General features: G+C 40.4%; 15 protein-coding genes. 9 read left to right on the top strand and 6 right to left on the bottom strand.

Annotated features, from left to right (window positions below; translation table 11 throughout):
- Positions 1 to 3 precede the first annotated feature (3 nt).
- From B7725_RS05775 to B7725_RS05760, 4 genes are all read left to right on the top strand, one after another.
- Positions 4 to 351: a DUF1831 domain-containing protein gene (locus tag B7725_RS05775; RefSeq protein WP_000863517.1), complete on the top strand. Its 348-nt coding sequence runs from the start codon at positions 4 to 6 to the stop codon at positions 349 to 351.
- A 6-nt stretch (positions 352 to 357) separates the two neighbouring features.
- A complete protein-coding gene (locus B7725_RS05770; RefSeq protein ID WP_061598343.1) occupies positions 358 to 561 on the top strand; it encodes a DUF4649 family protein in 204 nt (67 codons plus the stop codon).
- A 93-nt stretch (positions 562 to 654) separates the two neighbouring features.
- The gene (locus tag B7725_RS05765) at positions 655 to 1296 is read left to right on the top strand and encodes a redox-sensing transcriptional repressor Rex (protein WP_061598342.1); all 642 of its coding nucleotides are present in this window, start codon (positions 655 to 657) and stop codon (positions 1294 to 1296) included.
- A 15-nt stretch (positions 1297 to 1311) separates the two neighbouring features.
- On the top strand, positions 1312 to 2001 hold the full coding sequence (locus B7725_RS05760; protein ID WP_061598341.1) for a gamma-glutamyl-gamma-aminobutyrate hydrolase family protein: 690 nt from the start codon (positions 1312 to 1314) through the stop codon (positions 1999 to 2001).
- Here B7725_RS05760 and radC read toward each other — a convergent pair.
- The 3 genes from radC to B7725_RS05745 form a co-directional block, all read right to left on the bottom strand.
- Positions 1998 to 2678, bottom strand: a complete 681-nt coding sequence (gene radC, locus B7725_RS05755) for a RadC family protein (protein WP_084875070.1) — start codon at positions 2676 to 2678, stop codon at positions 1998 to 2000. The genes B7725_RS05760 and radC overlap by 4 nt on opposite strands.
- Before the next feature lie 42 nt (positions 2679 to 2720).
- The gene (gene pcrA, locus B7725_RS05750) at positions 2721 to 5012 is read right to left on the bottom strand and encodes a DNA helicase PcrA (protein WP_084875068.1); all 2292 of its coding nucleotides are present in this window, start codon (positions 5010 to 5012) and stop codon (positions 2721 to 2723) included.
- A gap of 182 nt (positions 5013 to 5194) precedes the next feature.
- Positions 5195 to 6865: a formate--tetrahydrofolate ligase gene (locus B7725_RS05745; protein WP_084875067.1), complete on the bottom strand. Its 1671-nt coding sequence runs from the start codon at positions 6863 to 6865 to the stop codon at positions 5195 to 5197.
- Between the two features lie 231 nt (positions 6866 to 7096).
- On the opposite strand from B7725_RS05745, the gene coaB reads away from it, so the two are divergent.
- From coaB to B7725_RS05730, 3 genes are read left to right on the top strand one after another with little or no spacing between them, the layout of a single operon-like run.
- Positions 7097 to 7786: a phosphopantothenate--cysteine ligase gene (gene coaB / locus B7725_RS05740; protein WP_084875065.1), complete on the top strand. Its 690-nt coding sequence runs from the start codon at positions 7097 to 7099 to the stop codon at positions 7784 to 7786.
- Between the two features lie 11 nt (positions 7787 to 7797).
- A complete protein-coding gene (gene coaC, locus B7725_RS05735; RefSeq protein WP_084875063.1) occupies positions 7798 to 8349 on the top strand; it encodes a phosphopantothenoylcysteine decarboxylase in 552 nt (183 codons plus the stop codon).
- Positions 8333 to 8896: an ECF transporter S component gene (locus B7725_RS05730; protein WP_084875061.1), complete on the top strand. Its 564-nt coding sequence runs from the start codon at positions 8333 to 8335 to the stop codon at positions 8894 to 8896. The genes coaC and B7725_RS05730 overlap by 17 nt, the downstream gene beginning before the upstream one ends.
- A 42-nt stretch (positions 8897 to 8938) precedes the next feature.
- On the opposite strand, the gene B7725_RS05725 is transcribed toward B7725_RS05730, so the two are convergent.
- Positions 8939 to 9298: a hypothetical protein gene (locus B7725_RS05725; protein WP_084875059.1), complete on the bottom strand. Its 360-nt coding sequence runs from the start codon at positions 9296 to 9298 to the stop codon at positions 8939 to 8941.
- 135 nt (positions 9299 to 9433) lie between these two features.
- On the opposite strand from B7725_RS05725, the gene B7725_RS05720 reads away from it, so the two are divergent.
- Together B7725_RS05720 and B7725_RS05715 are read left to right on the top strand one after the other, a co-directional pair.
- Positions 9434 to 9961, top strand: a complete 528-nt coding sequence (locus B7725_RS05720) for a hypothetical protein (protein ID WP_084875057.1) — start codon at positions 9434 to 9436, stop codon at positions 9959 to 9961.
- Positions 9962 to 9972: 11 nt separating this feature from the next.
- A complete protein-coding gene (locus tag B7725_RS05715; protein ID WP_033629698.1) occupies positions 9973 to 10488 on the top strand; it encodes a transcription repressor NadR in 516 nt (171 codons plus the stop codon).
- Here the strand turns inward: B7725_RS05715 and B7725_RS05710 are convergent.
- A complete protein-coding gene (locus tag B7725_RS05710) occupies positions 10485 to 10952 on the bottom strand; it encodes an 8-oxo-dGTP diphosphatase (protein WP_084875055.1) in 468 nt (155 codons plus the stop codon). The genes B7725_RS05715 and B7725_RS05710 overlap by 4 nt on opposite strands.
- Before the next feature lie 733 nt (positions 10953 to 11685).
- Positions 11686 to 12189 (bottom strand): GNAT family N-acetyltransferase, encoded by a 504-nt coding sequence (locus B7725_RS05700; protein WP_000366286.1) that lies wholly within the window; start codon positions 12187 to 12189, stop codon positions 11686 to 11688.
- Positions 12190 to 12195: the final 6 nt, after the last annotated feature.

Genomic DNA, 12195 nt, shown 5'->3' with positions numbered 1-12195 from the left:
CTAATGGCATTTGAAAAAACCATTAAACTACAAAACTGCCGCTACGACTACACACTTAGCCCATCTGTCAAAAAATTCACACTCAAAGACAATACTTTCTTTGAAACAAAAGTTGGAAACTTCGAACTGACTCGTTTGCTTGAGAAAGTGCCTAACAGCGGTGAAGGATTCAAGCTAAAAATCATCATCAACAAAGACCTTACAGGTGCTAAACTCAATATCACTGACAAGTCAGGCCTTCGTTTGGTTAATATCTTTAAATCAGAAGACCATCATATCCACCAAGAGAAATTCTACTTCCTCATGGACAGCCTTGTAGAGCGCGGTATCTTCACAAAAGAAGAAAGATAATTGACTATGTATCGTCTCACTTATCAAGATAGTTATCAAGTAGAGCGTACCTTTGAATTTGAGAGTTACGAAGAGCTTATGTTATCTCTATCAGGTTGTGTAACTCTTCCTGATACATTCCTAGTTACCTCATTAACCTTTGATGATAAAGTTATTTATCAAGGATTGGTCGGGGATCTCTACCGTTTTCTATCACAAGCTAATTTTTAAGACTAAAACTAAGATTTTCTTAGTTTTTTCTTGTTTTTGTTGATTTTTTCACAATGTTTCTATAAAATAGAAGAATAGAAAGGTTGTGGTTTTGTGAAAGATAAACAGTCTGCTATTCCAAAAGCAACAGCAAAAAGACTCTCTCTCTACTATCGAATTTTCAAGAGATTTCATGCCGAGAAAATCGAACGTGCCAACTCCAAGCAAATTGCAGAGGCTATCGGTATCGATTCTGCGACTGTTCGTCGTGATTTTTCCTATTTTGGTGAACTAGGTCGTCGTGGTTTTGGTTATGATGTTAAAAAACTGATGACTTTTTTTGCTGATCTCCTAAATGATAACTCCATTACAAATGTTATGCTGGTTGGGATTGGAAATATGGGCCATGCCCTTCTCCACTACCGCTTTCATGAGCGTAACAAGATGAAAATTATCATGGGCTTTGACCTAGATGACCATCCAGAAGTTGGAAGCCAGACACCTGATGGGATTCCAATCTATGGTATCTCACAGATTAAAGAAAAAATCAACGAAGCAGATGTCAAAACTGCTATCCTAACAGTTCCAAGTGTTCAATCACAAGAAGTTGCTAATCTTTTGGTTGATGCAGGTATAAAAGGTATTCTCAGCTTTTCCCCTGTTCACCTTCACCTCCCAAAAGATGTGGTCGTTCAGTATGTCGATTTGACAAGCGAACTCCAAACTCTCCTCTATTTTATGCGTAAAGAGGATTAGAAAGCGAAAGCATTTATGAAAAAACCAGTTATTGGGATTACAGGAAATGAAAAGGCTCATCCAGATGATGACATCATGATGAGCTATGCAGCAAAGGGCTTTGTTGAAGGAGTCAAAGACGCTGGCGGAATTCCAATCATCCTACCGATTGGTGATCAAGAAATGGCTACCCATTACATCAGTATCATTGATAAGCTCATCCTAACGGGTGGGCAAAATGTTGATCCAAAATACTATGGTGAACCAAAGGCTATTGATAGTGATGACTACCATCTTCAACGAGACCAATTTGAATTAGCTCTTATCAGGGAAGCCATTAAGCAGAAAAAACCGATTTTTTCTGTTTGTAGGGGTACTCAGCTTTTCAACGTCGCCATGGGCGGCACGCTTCACCAAGATATTGAGGATCATTGGCAGGACTGTTCAGCCGAATACACAACCCAACGCCTCGTAACGGAACCTGATACGATTCTCCGAGAGATCTATGGAGAAATCTCTCATATCAATTCCTTCCACCACCAGAGCATTAAAGATTTAGCTCCTAATCTTAAGGTTGTAGCACATGATCCTAAAGATGGAATAATTGAGGCTGTGACAACTACGGACGGTCTTCCTTATCTTGGTGTTCAATGGCATCCTGAATTTCTCTTTGAAAATCGCCCCAAAGATAAAACATTGTTTGACTATGTTGTTAATGAACTCTAGATTAGATCCGTATTTTCACGGTAACTAAAGTAATCAGAGTGCGAGACAATCAGATGGTCCAAGAAAACGATTCCCATCAGTTCGCAAGCTTCCTTGACTAGCTTAGTGACATGGTCGTCATTTCGACTAGGAGATACGGCACCGGATGGATGATTGTGAACGAGAATCACTGAGGTAGCCATATGCTTGAGGGCATAGTGAAGAATTTCCCGTGGTTCAGCAATGCTGCGTGTCGCAGATCCGATAAAAATGGTCTGCTGATGGATGATTTGATTTTGAGTATTGAGATAGAGCGCCACTAGGTGCTCTTGTTTTTTGTTGCCAAGTTCCTGTTGCATTTTCTTGGCTAGCTTTTGACTACTGAGAATACTTTCCATCTCAAGGGTTTCATGTTTGTGAATACGATGTCCCAGTTCAATCACCGCTTGTAGTTCAATAGCTTTAATACGTCCAATACCTGACAGACTCTGCAATTCCTGCAGGGTCATTTTTTTCAAATCAGTTAGGCTGGTCAAACTGTTCAAAACTTGCTGGGCAATTTCAAAAACATTTGCCTGACGCGTTCCCGTTCTGAGTAGTATAGCTAGCAACTCTTGATTGCTCAGTGCCTCAACTCCTTCTTTAACCAGTCTTTCTCTAGGCAAAAGTGAATCTTCTTGGAATGAAATACTGTACATAAAAATCCTCCTCACTTTATTATTCGTGAGAAGGATGAAAAATTAGATTTTTTTCTCAATTGGGGCAACACTAGCTAGGAGTTTTTTCAGACCCACTTCTGGGAAATTGATTTTCAATTCCTGAGTAGCGCCACTACCCGACACTTCAAGAACTGTTCCTTCACCCCACTTTTTGTGAAGTGCAATATCTCCAATAGACCAACTTGTATCAGTCGAATTTTTTTTATTTCCGGCTGCAAACTGTCCAAATGGGAGAGTGCTTGACTGGATAGAGCTTGGTGCAGCATTGCGTTTCCGTTCTTGAAGAGCCTGAGCCAAACTCATTCCTTGACCGAAAGTAATCCCACCACTGCTATAAGAAGCCTTGAAACTGGTATTAGCTGGACGAGCTAAGCCCTGATATTCAAGCAAGTCCGAACTGATTTCATTAATAAAACGAGTCGGACGATTGTAGTTGGTCTTCCCAAACAGTAATCGAGAGTTGGCATTGGTCAGATAGAGGATTTTTTCAGCGCGCGTGATACCGACATAGGCCAAACGGCGTTCCTCTTCTAGCTCATCTGGATCTTCAGCTGCGCGGCTAAGCGGAAAGACATTCTCTTCCATCCCAATGATAAAGACAACCGGAAACTCAAGCCCCTTAGCAGCATGGAGGGTCATCAAGGTCACTTCCGATGTTTCCTGACTACCAGAGTCCGTATCCGCAATCAAGGCTAGGTCATTCAAGAAACGACTGAGTTTATCTAAACCTGTTTCCTCTTCTTGACTATCAGGATTGTCGTCAAAGTTCTTGGTAACAGATAGGAACTCTTCGATATTTTCAACCCGAGACTTGCTCTCCAAGGTCGCTTGGGCATTGAGAATATCGATATAACCAGTTTTTTCTAGAACAGCCTCAACCAACTCTGTAATGGTTAATTGGTCCAGTTGCTCCCGCAAACCCAGAATCATATTGGCAAAGTCCCAGATAGACTGGGCTGCTTTTCCTTTGATGCCGGACAGCATGATATTGGCTGAAGCGTCTAGCATGGACATCTCTTGTAGGTTAGCAAAGTCGCGAATTTTCTCAACAGTACCTGGCCCAATTCCACGTTTAGGCTCGTTGATAATACGCTCAAAACTGATATTGTCACTCAAATTAGCAATAAGATTAAGGTAGGCAATAATATCGCGAATTTCCTTACGGCTGTAGAACTTAGTCCCACCAACCATAGTATAAGGAATATTGGACTTGAGCAAGGCTTCCTCAATAGTACGAGACTGCGCATTTGTACGATAGAGAACTGCAAAATCCTTGTGAAGGAAGTTTTGACTGCGACTAAGTTCATCGATGGTTCTGGCTACAAATACGGCCTCATCCTGCTCATCATTGGCACGATAGTAAACGATTTGCTCCCCATCAGCGTTTTGAGTCCAGAGATTCTTAGGACGGCGGTTTTTATTGTTTTTAATGACCTCGTTGGCGGCTTGCAGAATGGTTTTAGTTGAACGGTAATTCTCCTCCAACAAAACAACCTTGGCGTTAGGGTAATCTTTCTCGAAATCCAAGATATTCTGCATATCAGCCCCACGCCAACCGTAGATAGATTGGTCTGCATCACCGACCACGCAGATATTTTTAAAGCGTGAAGCCAAGAGTTTGACCAATTGATACTGGGCATGGTTGGTATCTTGGTACTCGTCAACATGGATGTACTGGAACTTCTGCTGGTAGTAGGTCAAGACATCAGGATTCTGATCAAAGAGTCGTAGGGTCAGCATAATCAAATCATCAAAGTCAACGGACTCAGACTGACGAAGTTCCTTCTGATAGGCCGTATAACACTGGGCCACGATTTGTGTGTACATATCGCCAGCTTGAGCAGCATAAGCCACATCATCAATCAAGTCATTCTTGGCATTGGAAATGGTTCCCAAAATAGTCCGTTCATTCCATTTTTTCGGATCTAAGTTTAATTGCTTGAGAATGCGTTTCATGAGAGTTCGTTGCTCTCCTGGATCTACAATAGTGAAATTCCGGTTGTAGCCAATATGATCCGCATCACGACGTAGAATACGAACACACATGGAGTGAAATGTCGCAATCAGGCAGTCCTGGGTTGCTGGATTAAGTCCGTAAGCACGCTCCTTCATCTCACGCGCCGCCTTATTGGTAAAGGTAATGGCCAAGATATTCCAGGGATTGACCATCTTTTCATCAATCAAGTAGGCGATTCTGTGAGTTAAAACACGAGTCTTCCCAGAACCAGCCCCCGCCATGATTAACAAGGGCCCTTCTGTCGTTTGCACCGCCTCTGCTTGACGGTCATTCATTCCATTCAATAATGCGTTCATTTTTTCTTCCTTACTCTTGAAGTCAATGTTTCTATTATATCAGAAATCAGGGAAAATATCTTTACCTAGACTGGTTGCGTGTAGAAGAAAACTCTCTCATCAGCTGAAGATAACTCCTCATATCTAGATAAGAAAAAGAGCTTGGATAGCATTTCCAAACTCATTTAATATCATTTATATCATTAGAACAATCCTAGAACGGTTCCGTCGCTTTCAACATCCATGTTGAGAGCTGCAGGTCGTTTTGGAAGACCTGGCATAGTCATGACATCGCCAGTAAGGGCTACAATAAAGCCTGCGCCTAGTTTTGGTACCAATTCACGAATGGTAATTTCAAAGTTTTCTGGCGCTCCAAGTGCATTCGGATTGTCAGAAAAACTGTACTGAGTTTTAGCCATACAGATTGGCAATTTATCCCATCCGTTTTGAACGATTTGAGCGATTTGCGTTTGAGCTTTCTTCTCAAAGTTCACTTTGCTACCACGGTAGATTTCAGTGACAATCTTTTCAATCTTTTCTTGGACAGAAAGGTCATTGTCATAAAGACGAGTGTAGTTAGCAGGATTTTCTGAGATAGTCTTAACAACCGTTTCAGCAAGCGCTACTCCTCCTTCTGCGCCATCAGCCCAGACACTTGCTAGTTCAACTGGCACATCAATAGAAGCACAGAGTTCTTTCAAGGCTGCGATTTCAGCTTCAGTATCAGAAACAAATTCGTTAATCGCAACAACTGCAGGAATACCAAACTTACGGATATTTTCAACGTGGCGTTTCAAGTTAGCAAAACCTTCACGAACTGCCTCCACATTTTCCTCTGTGAGAGCGTCTTTAGCTACGCCACCATTCATCTTAAGGGCACGAAGGGTTGCGACGATGACAACTGCATCTGGAGATGTTGGCAAGTTTGGCGTCTTGATATCAAGGAATTTCTCAGCTCCAAGGTCCGCACCAAAACCAGCTTCAGTAACTGTATAATCAGCCAAGCGAAGGGCTGTGCTTGTTGCCAAGACAGAGTTACATCCATGAGCAATGTTGGCAAATGGACCACCATGTACAAAGGCAGGTGTACCATAAATTGTCTGAACCAAGTTCGGTTTAATGGCATCTTTCAAGATCAAAGCCAAGGCACCTTCAACCTTCAAATCACCTACAGAAACAGGGGAACGGTCGTAGCGATAGCCGATAACGATATTAGCCAAACGGCGTTTCAAGTCCTCGATATCCGTCGCCAAGCACAAAATCGCCATGATTTCAGAAGCGACGGTAATATCAAAACCATCCTCACGTGGAATACCATTTAGAGGACCGCCAAGACCAACAGTCACATGGCGAAGAGCACGGTCGTTCAAGTCCACAACACGCTTCCAAATAATACGACGTTGGTCAATTCCCAGCTCATTTCCTTGGTGCAAGTGGTTGTCAATCAGAGCAGAAAGGGCATTATTAGCAGTTGTAATAGCATGCATGTCCCCAGTAAAATGGAGATTGATGTCTTCCATTGGAAGAACTTGGGCATAACCACCACCAGCAGCACCACCCTTGATCCCCATTACTGGACCAAGAGACGGTTCGCGGATAGCAATCATCGTTTTCTTACCAATTTTGTTCAAGGCGTCTGCCAGACCGATGGTAATGGTTGACTTCCCTTCACCTGCAGGCGTTGGGTTAATGGCAGTAACCAAGATCAATTTCCCAACTGGATTATTCTCAACCGCACGAATTTTATCAAAGCTGAGCTTAGCCTTGTACTTTCCGTACAACTCCAAATCATCGTAAGAAATCCCAAGTTTCTCTACAACATCCACGATTGGCTTTAACTCAATGCTCTGTGCGATTTCAATATCTGTTTTCATAGCAAACTCCTCTAACCTCAAATGTGATAATTCATTATAACACAAAAAAAGTTTTTTCACATACAAAAAGCTTAGTAAAGTTTATAAACATCAAGTTTTAAGGCCGATTTTAGTCGTCTTTTTTACTTTTTATAAGTTTTTATAGCCAAAAACTATAATCTTGCTGGAAAATTAGATAAAAAAACAAACGCTTTCTTTTGATTCTATTTTATTTTTTGGTACAATAGTCCTATGAAAATTTTAGTTACGTCAGGCGGTACTAGTGAAGCAATCGATAACGTCCGCTCTATCACTAATCACTCGACTGGTCGCTTGGGAAAAATCATCACAGAAACCTTGCTTGCTGCGGGGCATGAAGTTTGTTTGATAACGACAAAACAAGCTGTGAAGCCAGAAGCTCATCCCAACCTAAGCATTCGAGAAATTAAGAACACCAATGATCTCCTTTTTGAGATGAAAGAGCGAGTTCCAAATTACCGGGTCTTGATTCATTCAATGGCTGTATCTGACTACACACCTGTTTATATGACGGGGCTTGAGGAGGTTCAGGCTAGCTCTAATTTGGAAGATTTTTTAAACAAGCAGAATCATCAAGCTAAGATTTCTTCAACTGACGAGGTTCAGGTTTTATTCCTGAAAAAAACACCCAAAATCATCTCTCTAGTCAAGGAATGGAATCCAGCTATTCATCTGATTGGTTTTAAACTTCTTGTCGATGTTACTGAAGATCATCTTATTGAGGTTGCTAGACAAAGTCTTGTCAAGAACCAGGCTGACTTAATCATAGCGAATGACCTTACTCAAATCTCAGCATATCAGCATAAGGCAATCTTTGTTGAGAAAGATCGTCTTCAAACCGTTCAAACCAAAGAGGAAATTGCAGAACTTCTCCTTGAGAAAATTCATGCATACGATTCATAGAAAGGAAATCCATGGCAAACATTCTGATAGCAGTGACAGGTTCCATCGCCTCCTACAAGTCAGCAGACTTAGTTAGTTCCTTAAAAAAACAAGGTCATAACGTCACTGTCTTAATGACCGAGGCAGCAAGAGAGTTTATCCAACCATTAACTCTACAAGTCCTCTCTCAAAATCCTGTCCACCTTGATGTTATGAAGGAAGCTTATCCTGATCAGGTTAATCATATTGAACGCGGAAAAGAAACCGATCTTTTTATCGTAGTCCCTGCTACAGCTAACACCATTGCAAAACTAGCACATGGCTTTGCTGATAACATGGTGACTAGTACAGCGTTAGCTTTACCCCAAAACATTCCTAAACTACTTGCTCCTGCGATGAATACAAAAATGTATGATCATCCAGCCACTCAGTCAAACCTAAAGATACTAGAAACATTTGGCTACAAGCTTATCTATCCCAAAGAATCCCTCCTAGCTTGCCGAGACTACGGAAGGGGAGCTTTGGCGGACCTGGATACTATTTTAGAAAGAATAAAGGAAACTCTCAATGAAAAAACGCTCTAATATTGCTCCGATTGCTATCTTTTTTGCGACCATGTTGGTCATTCACTTTCTGAGCTCACTCTTATTTAATCTATTCCCATTCCCAATTAAACCAACTATCGTGCATGTTCCTGTTATTATTGCAAGTATTATATACGGTCCACGCGTTGGGGTTACACTTGGTTTCTTGATGGGGCTACTCAGCTTGACGGTTAACACGATTACAATCCTTCCAACAAGCTACCTATTCTCACCTTTTGTACCAAACGGAAACATCTATTCAGCAATGATTGCCATCCTACCTCGTGTTTTGATTGGTCTGACACCTTATTTAGTTTATAAATTATTGAAAAACAGAACGGGTCTCATCATTGCCGGAGCTCTCGGTTCACTTACAAATACAGTCTTTGTACTTGGGGGAATCTTCTTCCTTTTTGGAAATGTCTTCGATGGAAATATCCAAAAACTCCTAGCAACCGTTATTTCAACCAACTCAATTGCTGAGCTTGTCATCTCTGCAGTTCTAACAGTAGCAATTGTCCCACGTTTGCAAACCTTGAAGAAATAAAAAAAACGACTCCACTTTCATCCTGAAGGTGGAGTTTAGCATTTAAAACATGAGAAACATCAATAGAATGTGAAAGCCAAAGCACAGGAGCTGATACGAAAGAGGTGTAGGTTGCTGGCTTTTCTGGCTATCCAAGTATAGGGTTAGTGACAGTAAAATCAAACCAAAAGCAATCACGATTCTGACAAAATAGGCAATTTCCATAATAGCAGCCGCCAAGAGAATACCTAATAAGGGAAGGCCGAAAAGTGAAAGAGCCAGGGCACCTGCCAATAGAGAGAGTAGCGAAAGGACCAATAAACTATAAACTAGGAAACAAGTCCAACCTGAGACTACTTTCCCTTCACTTTTCTGTTTTGACATCATCACGATTACCACGATTAGGTAAACAAAAAGTATCATCACATTTTCTCCTCAGTTCCTATTATTCTTTACCATATTTTAATCAAATATCCCTTAAAAATCACTAATGCTTCTTGACTTAACTGATTATTTATTGTACTATACTTGTGTATATACAGATAAATGGAGGTTCTTATGAATATACGGAAAAAAACGCAGTTTATGACCATGACTGCCCTACTCACTGCAATCGCGATTTTGATTCCAATCATTATGCCTTTTAAAATCGTTATCCCACCGGCTTCTTACACCTTGGGAAGCCATATCGCCATCTTTATCACCATGTTCCTATCACCTTTGATGGCTGCTTTTGTGATTATTGCTTCTAGTCTCGGCTTCCTGATGGCAGGCTACCCTATGGTTATCGTTCTGCGCGCCTTTTCTCACATCGTTTTTGGTATTTTGGGAGCATTTTACTTAAAGAAATTCCCTGAAACCTTGGATAAACCAAAGGCATCTTGGATTTTTAACTTTGTTTTGGGTGTTGTTCACGCTATTGCTGAAGTACTAGCTTGTATCATCTTTTATGCTACTTCAGGGACAAACGTTGAAAATATGTTTTATGTTCTCTTCGTCCTAGTTGGTTTTGGAACAATTGTCCATAGTATGGTAGACTATACATTAGCACTAGCTGTCTATAAAGTGCTTCGAAAACGTCGCTAAAAGGAAAAACTATGACAAAGGATCGCAAACAAGCTCTTCTCAAACTATTAAAAGAGGCACCAAAAGCTCTCAATGGTCAAACCTTGGCTGAGCACTTTCATGTTACGCGCCAAGTCATTGTACAGGATATCGCTATTCTCCGAGCAGATGGGGCTCCTATCCTATCCACCAATCGTGGTTATATCTACAAAGAAAATGATGCCAGCCCCTACGTTCACAAACTCTTTAAAGTGAAACATGAACTGGAAGAAATCGGTCAGGAACTTCTTGCCATTGTAGATAATGGCGGACGCGTTCAAAATATCTTAATCGATCATCCCGTTTATGGTGAAATTGAAACCCATCTCAAACTCACTTGCCGCCGAGATGTCCAGCACTTTCTGGAACAAGTCGAGAATTCAGACTTTAGACCCCTTTCTGAATTGACAGACGGCATCCATTACCACCTTGTTGAAGCCGAGACACAACAAGACCTCCACTATATTGAGGAGGCCTTGGATCAGTTAGGTTATTTGGTAAAAGACTAGAAAATTTCTTTCTCCCAGCCATCATCTGTACGGTGGCGATAGAAGAACTCAGACTTGTCAGGTGCTTCCATCATTTCTATCAAAGGTAACATATCATAGGCCAGATCCAAGTTTGGAATCTGGTCTTTTTGCACCCAAGATACCTCTCCTTCCTCTGAGGATTGGAGATTTCCAGTAAACTCTGTCGCCTTATAGCAAACGACGATGTAGCGCTCACCTGTATCTAAGGGCCAATTTTTAATGCCGACTAGTTGGGGATTCTGAATGGTCAAACCAGTTTCTTCGTATATTTCACGAATGACAGACTCGGCAAAGGCCTCGCCATTCTCAACATGACCTCCTGGAAAGGCATAGCCAGACCAGCGATTATTTTCAGGAGAGCGATATTGCATGACTACTCGTTTGGTTTCAATGTCTTCAATCAGACAGATGTTGGTTAAAATAGTTGATTGGGCACGGGACATAGATTTGCTCGCTTTCTAAGTTATTAAAATGTATCTTTATTGTATTTTATTTCAAATTTCACGATAAAAACATTAACTAAGTCATGGTATTATGATAAGATACTCTGACAGTGATAATTGTATATAATGTCCTATATTGGCAAGAATAGACGAAAGAGGCATTGCAATCATTTCTTCAATTTCTTCCCTTCTAAATGTTTAGCAAGAAGTAAAATGACCAATCCCAAGAAAAAGAATAGCATGTAAGTTACGATAGGAAACCAGATGTAGCGATAATCTAGTGATAAGAGAGATGGTAAAATCCCTTTACTGTTTTTTCCACTAACTCCGAAAAACAGATGGACCACTAAACCGATACTATTAAGATAGATAAATAATTCAATAAATCTTTTTAGGGTCACCTTTGTTCTAGACGAGTCTAGAAACAAATAGTCAAATACCCTATAAACTAGACAAAAAAGATTCAGATACAAGGGAAAACTATAATTGATTTCCTTGTAGGGCAATGGAATTGGTAAGATATTAAAAATTTGATTAACACCAAATCCTATCACTAATACCAAACTAAATATAAGACAGAACCCTACTAATTTATGAGAATCTAGCCCCGATGACTTCTTATACTTCGTCTCTTTTACTTTCACAATAACTTCTCTCTATTTAAAAATATATTCTAAAACGTAATCATTTGTTCATTGTGCAATCTGAAAACAAATCACAACTGTCCTTGCATTTAACTCTCTGATTTTGTTGAACTCTTAAATACCATTCTAATTTCAATGATAGGCTTTCCAAGTTCAAGTATTTTTTCTTGGCCATCAACAGTAAAACCCATTTTTTGATAAAAAGCAATGGCTCGCTTATTTTCTTTTAATACCCATAAGAATATTTCAGAGAAATGTTCAAGAGTAGTCAGAGCTTCCGTCATTAACTTCTGAGCAATACCTTTTCCATAATAGTCTTTTAAAACATATAAGGCGATAATTTCACCAGCTTGAATAGTCTCATTACGAAAGTTTCCATAACTGATAAAACCAACTACCTTCATGCCGTCCATCGCAATCAATGTATTTTCTGGATATTTTTGACTAAAGAATCGACATCTTTCTAATGTCATCGTCTCCTGAAATTCTGCAGGTAAAAGGTCATCATAAGCCTCTCTCCACGTTTGCCAGTGAACGAGGGATTTTCCTTCTATCTCTTCAGGAGTTTCCATCTGTTTGATAGTAAGATCCATTTATTT

Origin of the sequence: Streptococcus oralis subsp. tigurinus, from assembly GCF_002096275.1 — a bacterium.
Taxonomy (GTDB): Bacteria; Bacillota; Bacilli; order Lactobacillales; family Streptococcaceae; genus Streptococcus; species Streptococcus oralis_CN.
The sequence above is the reverse complement of the archived record's forward strand: the minus strand, read 5'-3'. Positions and strand labels throughout refer to the sequence as shown.

Excerpts from the sequence above, each read along its gene's own strand:
- B7725_RS05775 (WP_000863517.1), top strand. The coding sequence starts at position 4 with ATGGCATTTGAAAAAACCATTAAACTACAAAACTGCCGCTACGACTAC.
- B7725_RS05770 (WP_061598343.1), top strand. The coding sequence starts at position 358 with ATGTATCGTCTCACTTATCAAGATAGTTATCAAGTAGAGCGTACCTTT.
- B7725_RS05760 (WP_061598341.1), top strand. The coding sequence starts at position 1,312 with ATGAAAAAACCAGTTATTGGGATTACAGGAAATGAAAAGGCTCATCCA.
- radC (WP_084875070.1), bottom strand. The coding sequence starts at position 2,678 with ATGTACAGTATTTCATTCCAAGAAGATTCACTTTTGCCTAGAGAAAGA.
- pcrA (WP_084875068.1), bottom strand. The coding sequence starts at position 5,012 with ATGAACGCATTATTGAATGGAATGAATGACCGTCAAGCAGAGGCGGTG.
- B7725_RS05745 (WP_084875067.1), bottom strand. The coding sequence starts at position 6,865 with ATGAAAACAGATATTGAAATCGCACAGAGCATTGAGTTAAAGCCAATC.
- coaB (WP_084875065.1), top strand. The coding sequence starts at position 7,097 with ATGAAAATTTTAGTTACGTCAGGCGGTACTAGTGAAGCAATCGATAAC.
- coaC (WP_084875063.1), top strand. The coding sequence starts at position 7,798 with ATGGCAAACATTCTGATAGCAGTGACAGGTTCCATCGCCTCCTACAAG.
- B7725_RS05730 (WP_084875061.1), top strand. The coding sequence starts at position 8,333 with ATGAAAAAACGCTCTAATATTGCTCCGATTGCTATCTTTTTTGCGACC.
- B7725_RS05725 (WP_084875059.1), bottom strand. The coding sequence starts at position 9,298 with ATGATACTTTTTGTTTACCTAATCGTGGTAATCGTGATGATGTCAAAA.
- B7725_RS05720 (WP_084875057.1), top strand. The coding sequence starts at position 9,434 with ATGAATATACGGAAAAAAACGCAGTTTATGACCATGACTGCCCTACTC.
- B7725_RS05715 (WP_033629698.1), top strand. The coding sequence starts at position 9,973 with ATGACAAAGGATCGCAAACAAGCTCTTCTCAAACTATTAAAAGAGGCA.
- B7725_RS05710 (WP_084875055.1), bottom strand. The coding sequence starts at position 10,952 with ATGTCCCGTGCCCAATCAACTATTTTAACCAACATCTGTCTGATTGAA.
- B7725_RS05700 (WP_000366286.1), bottom strand. The coding sequence starts at position 12,189 with ATGGATCTTACTATCAAACAGATGGAAACTCCTGAAGAGATAGAAGGA.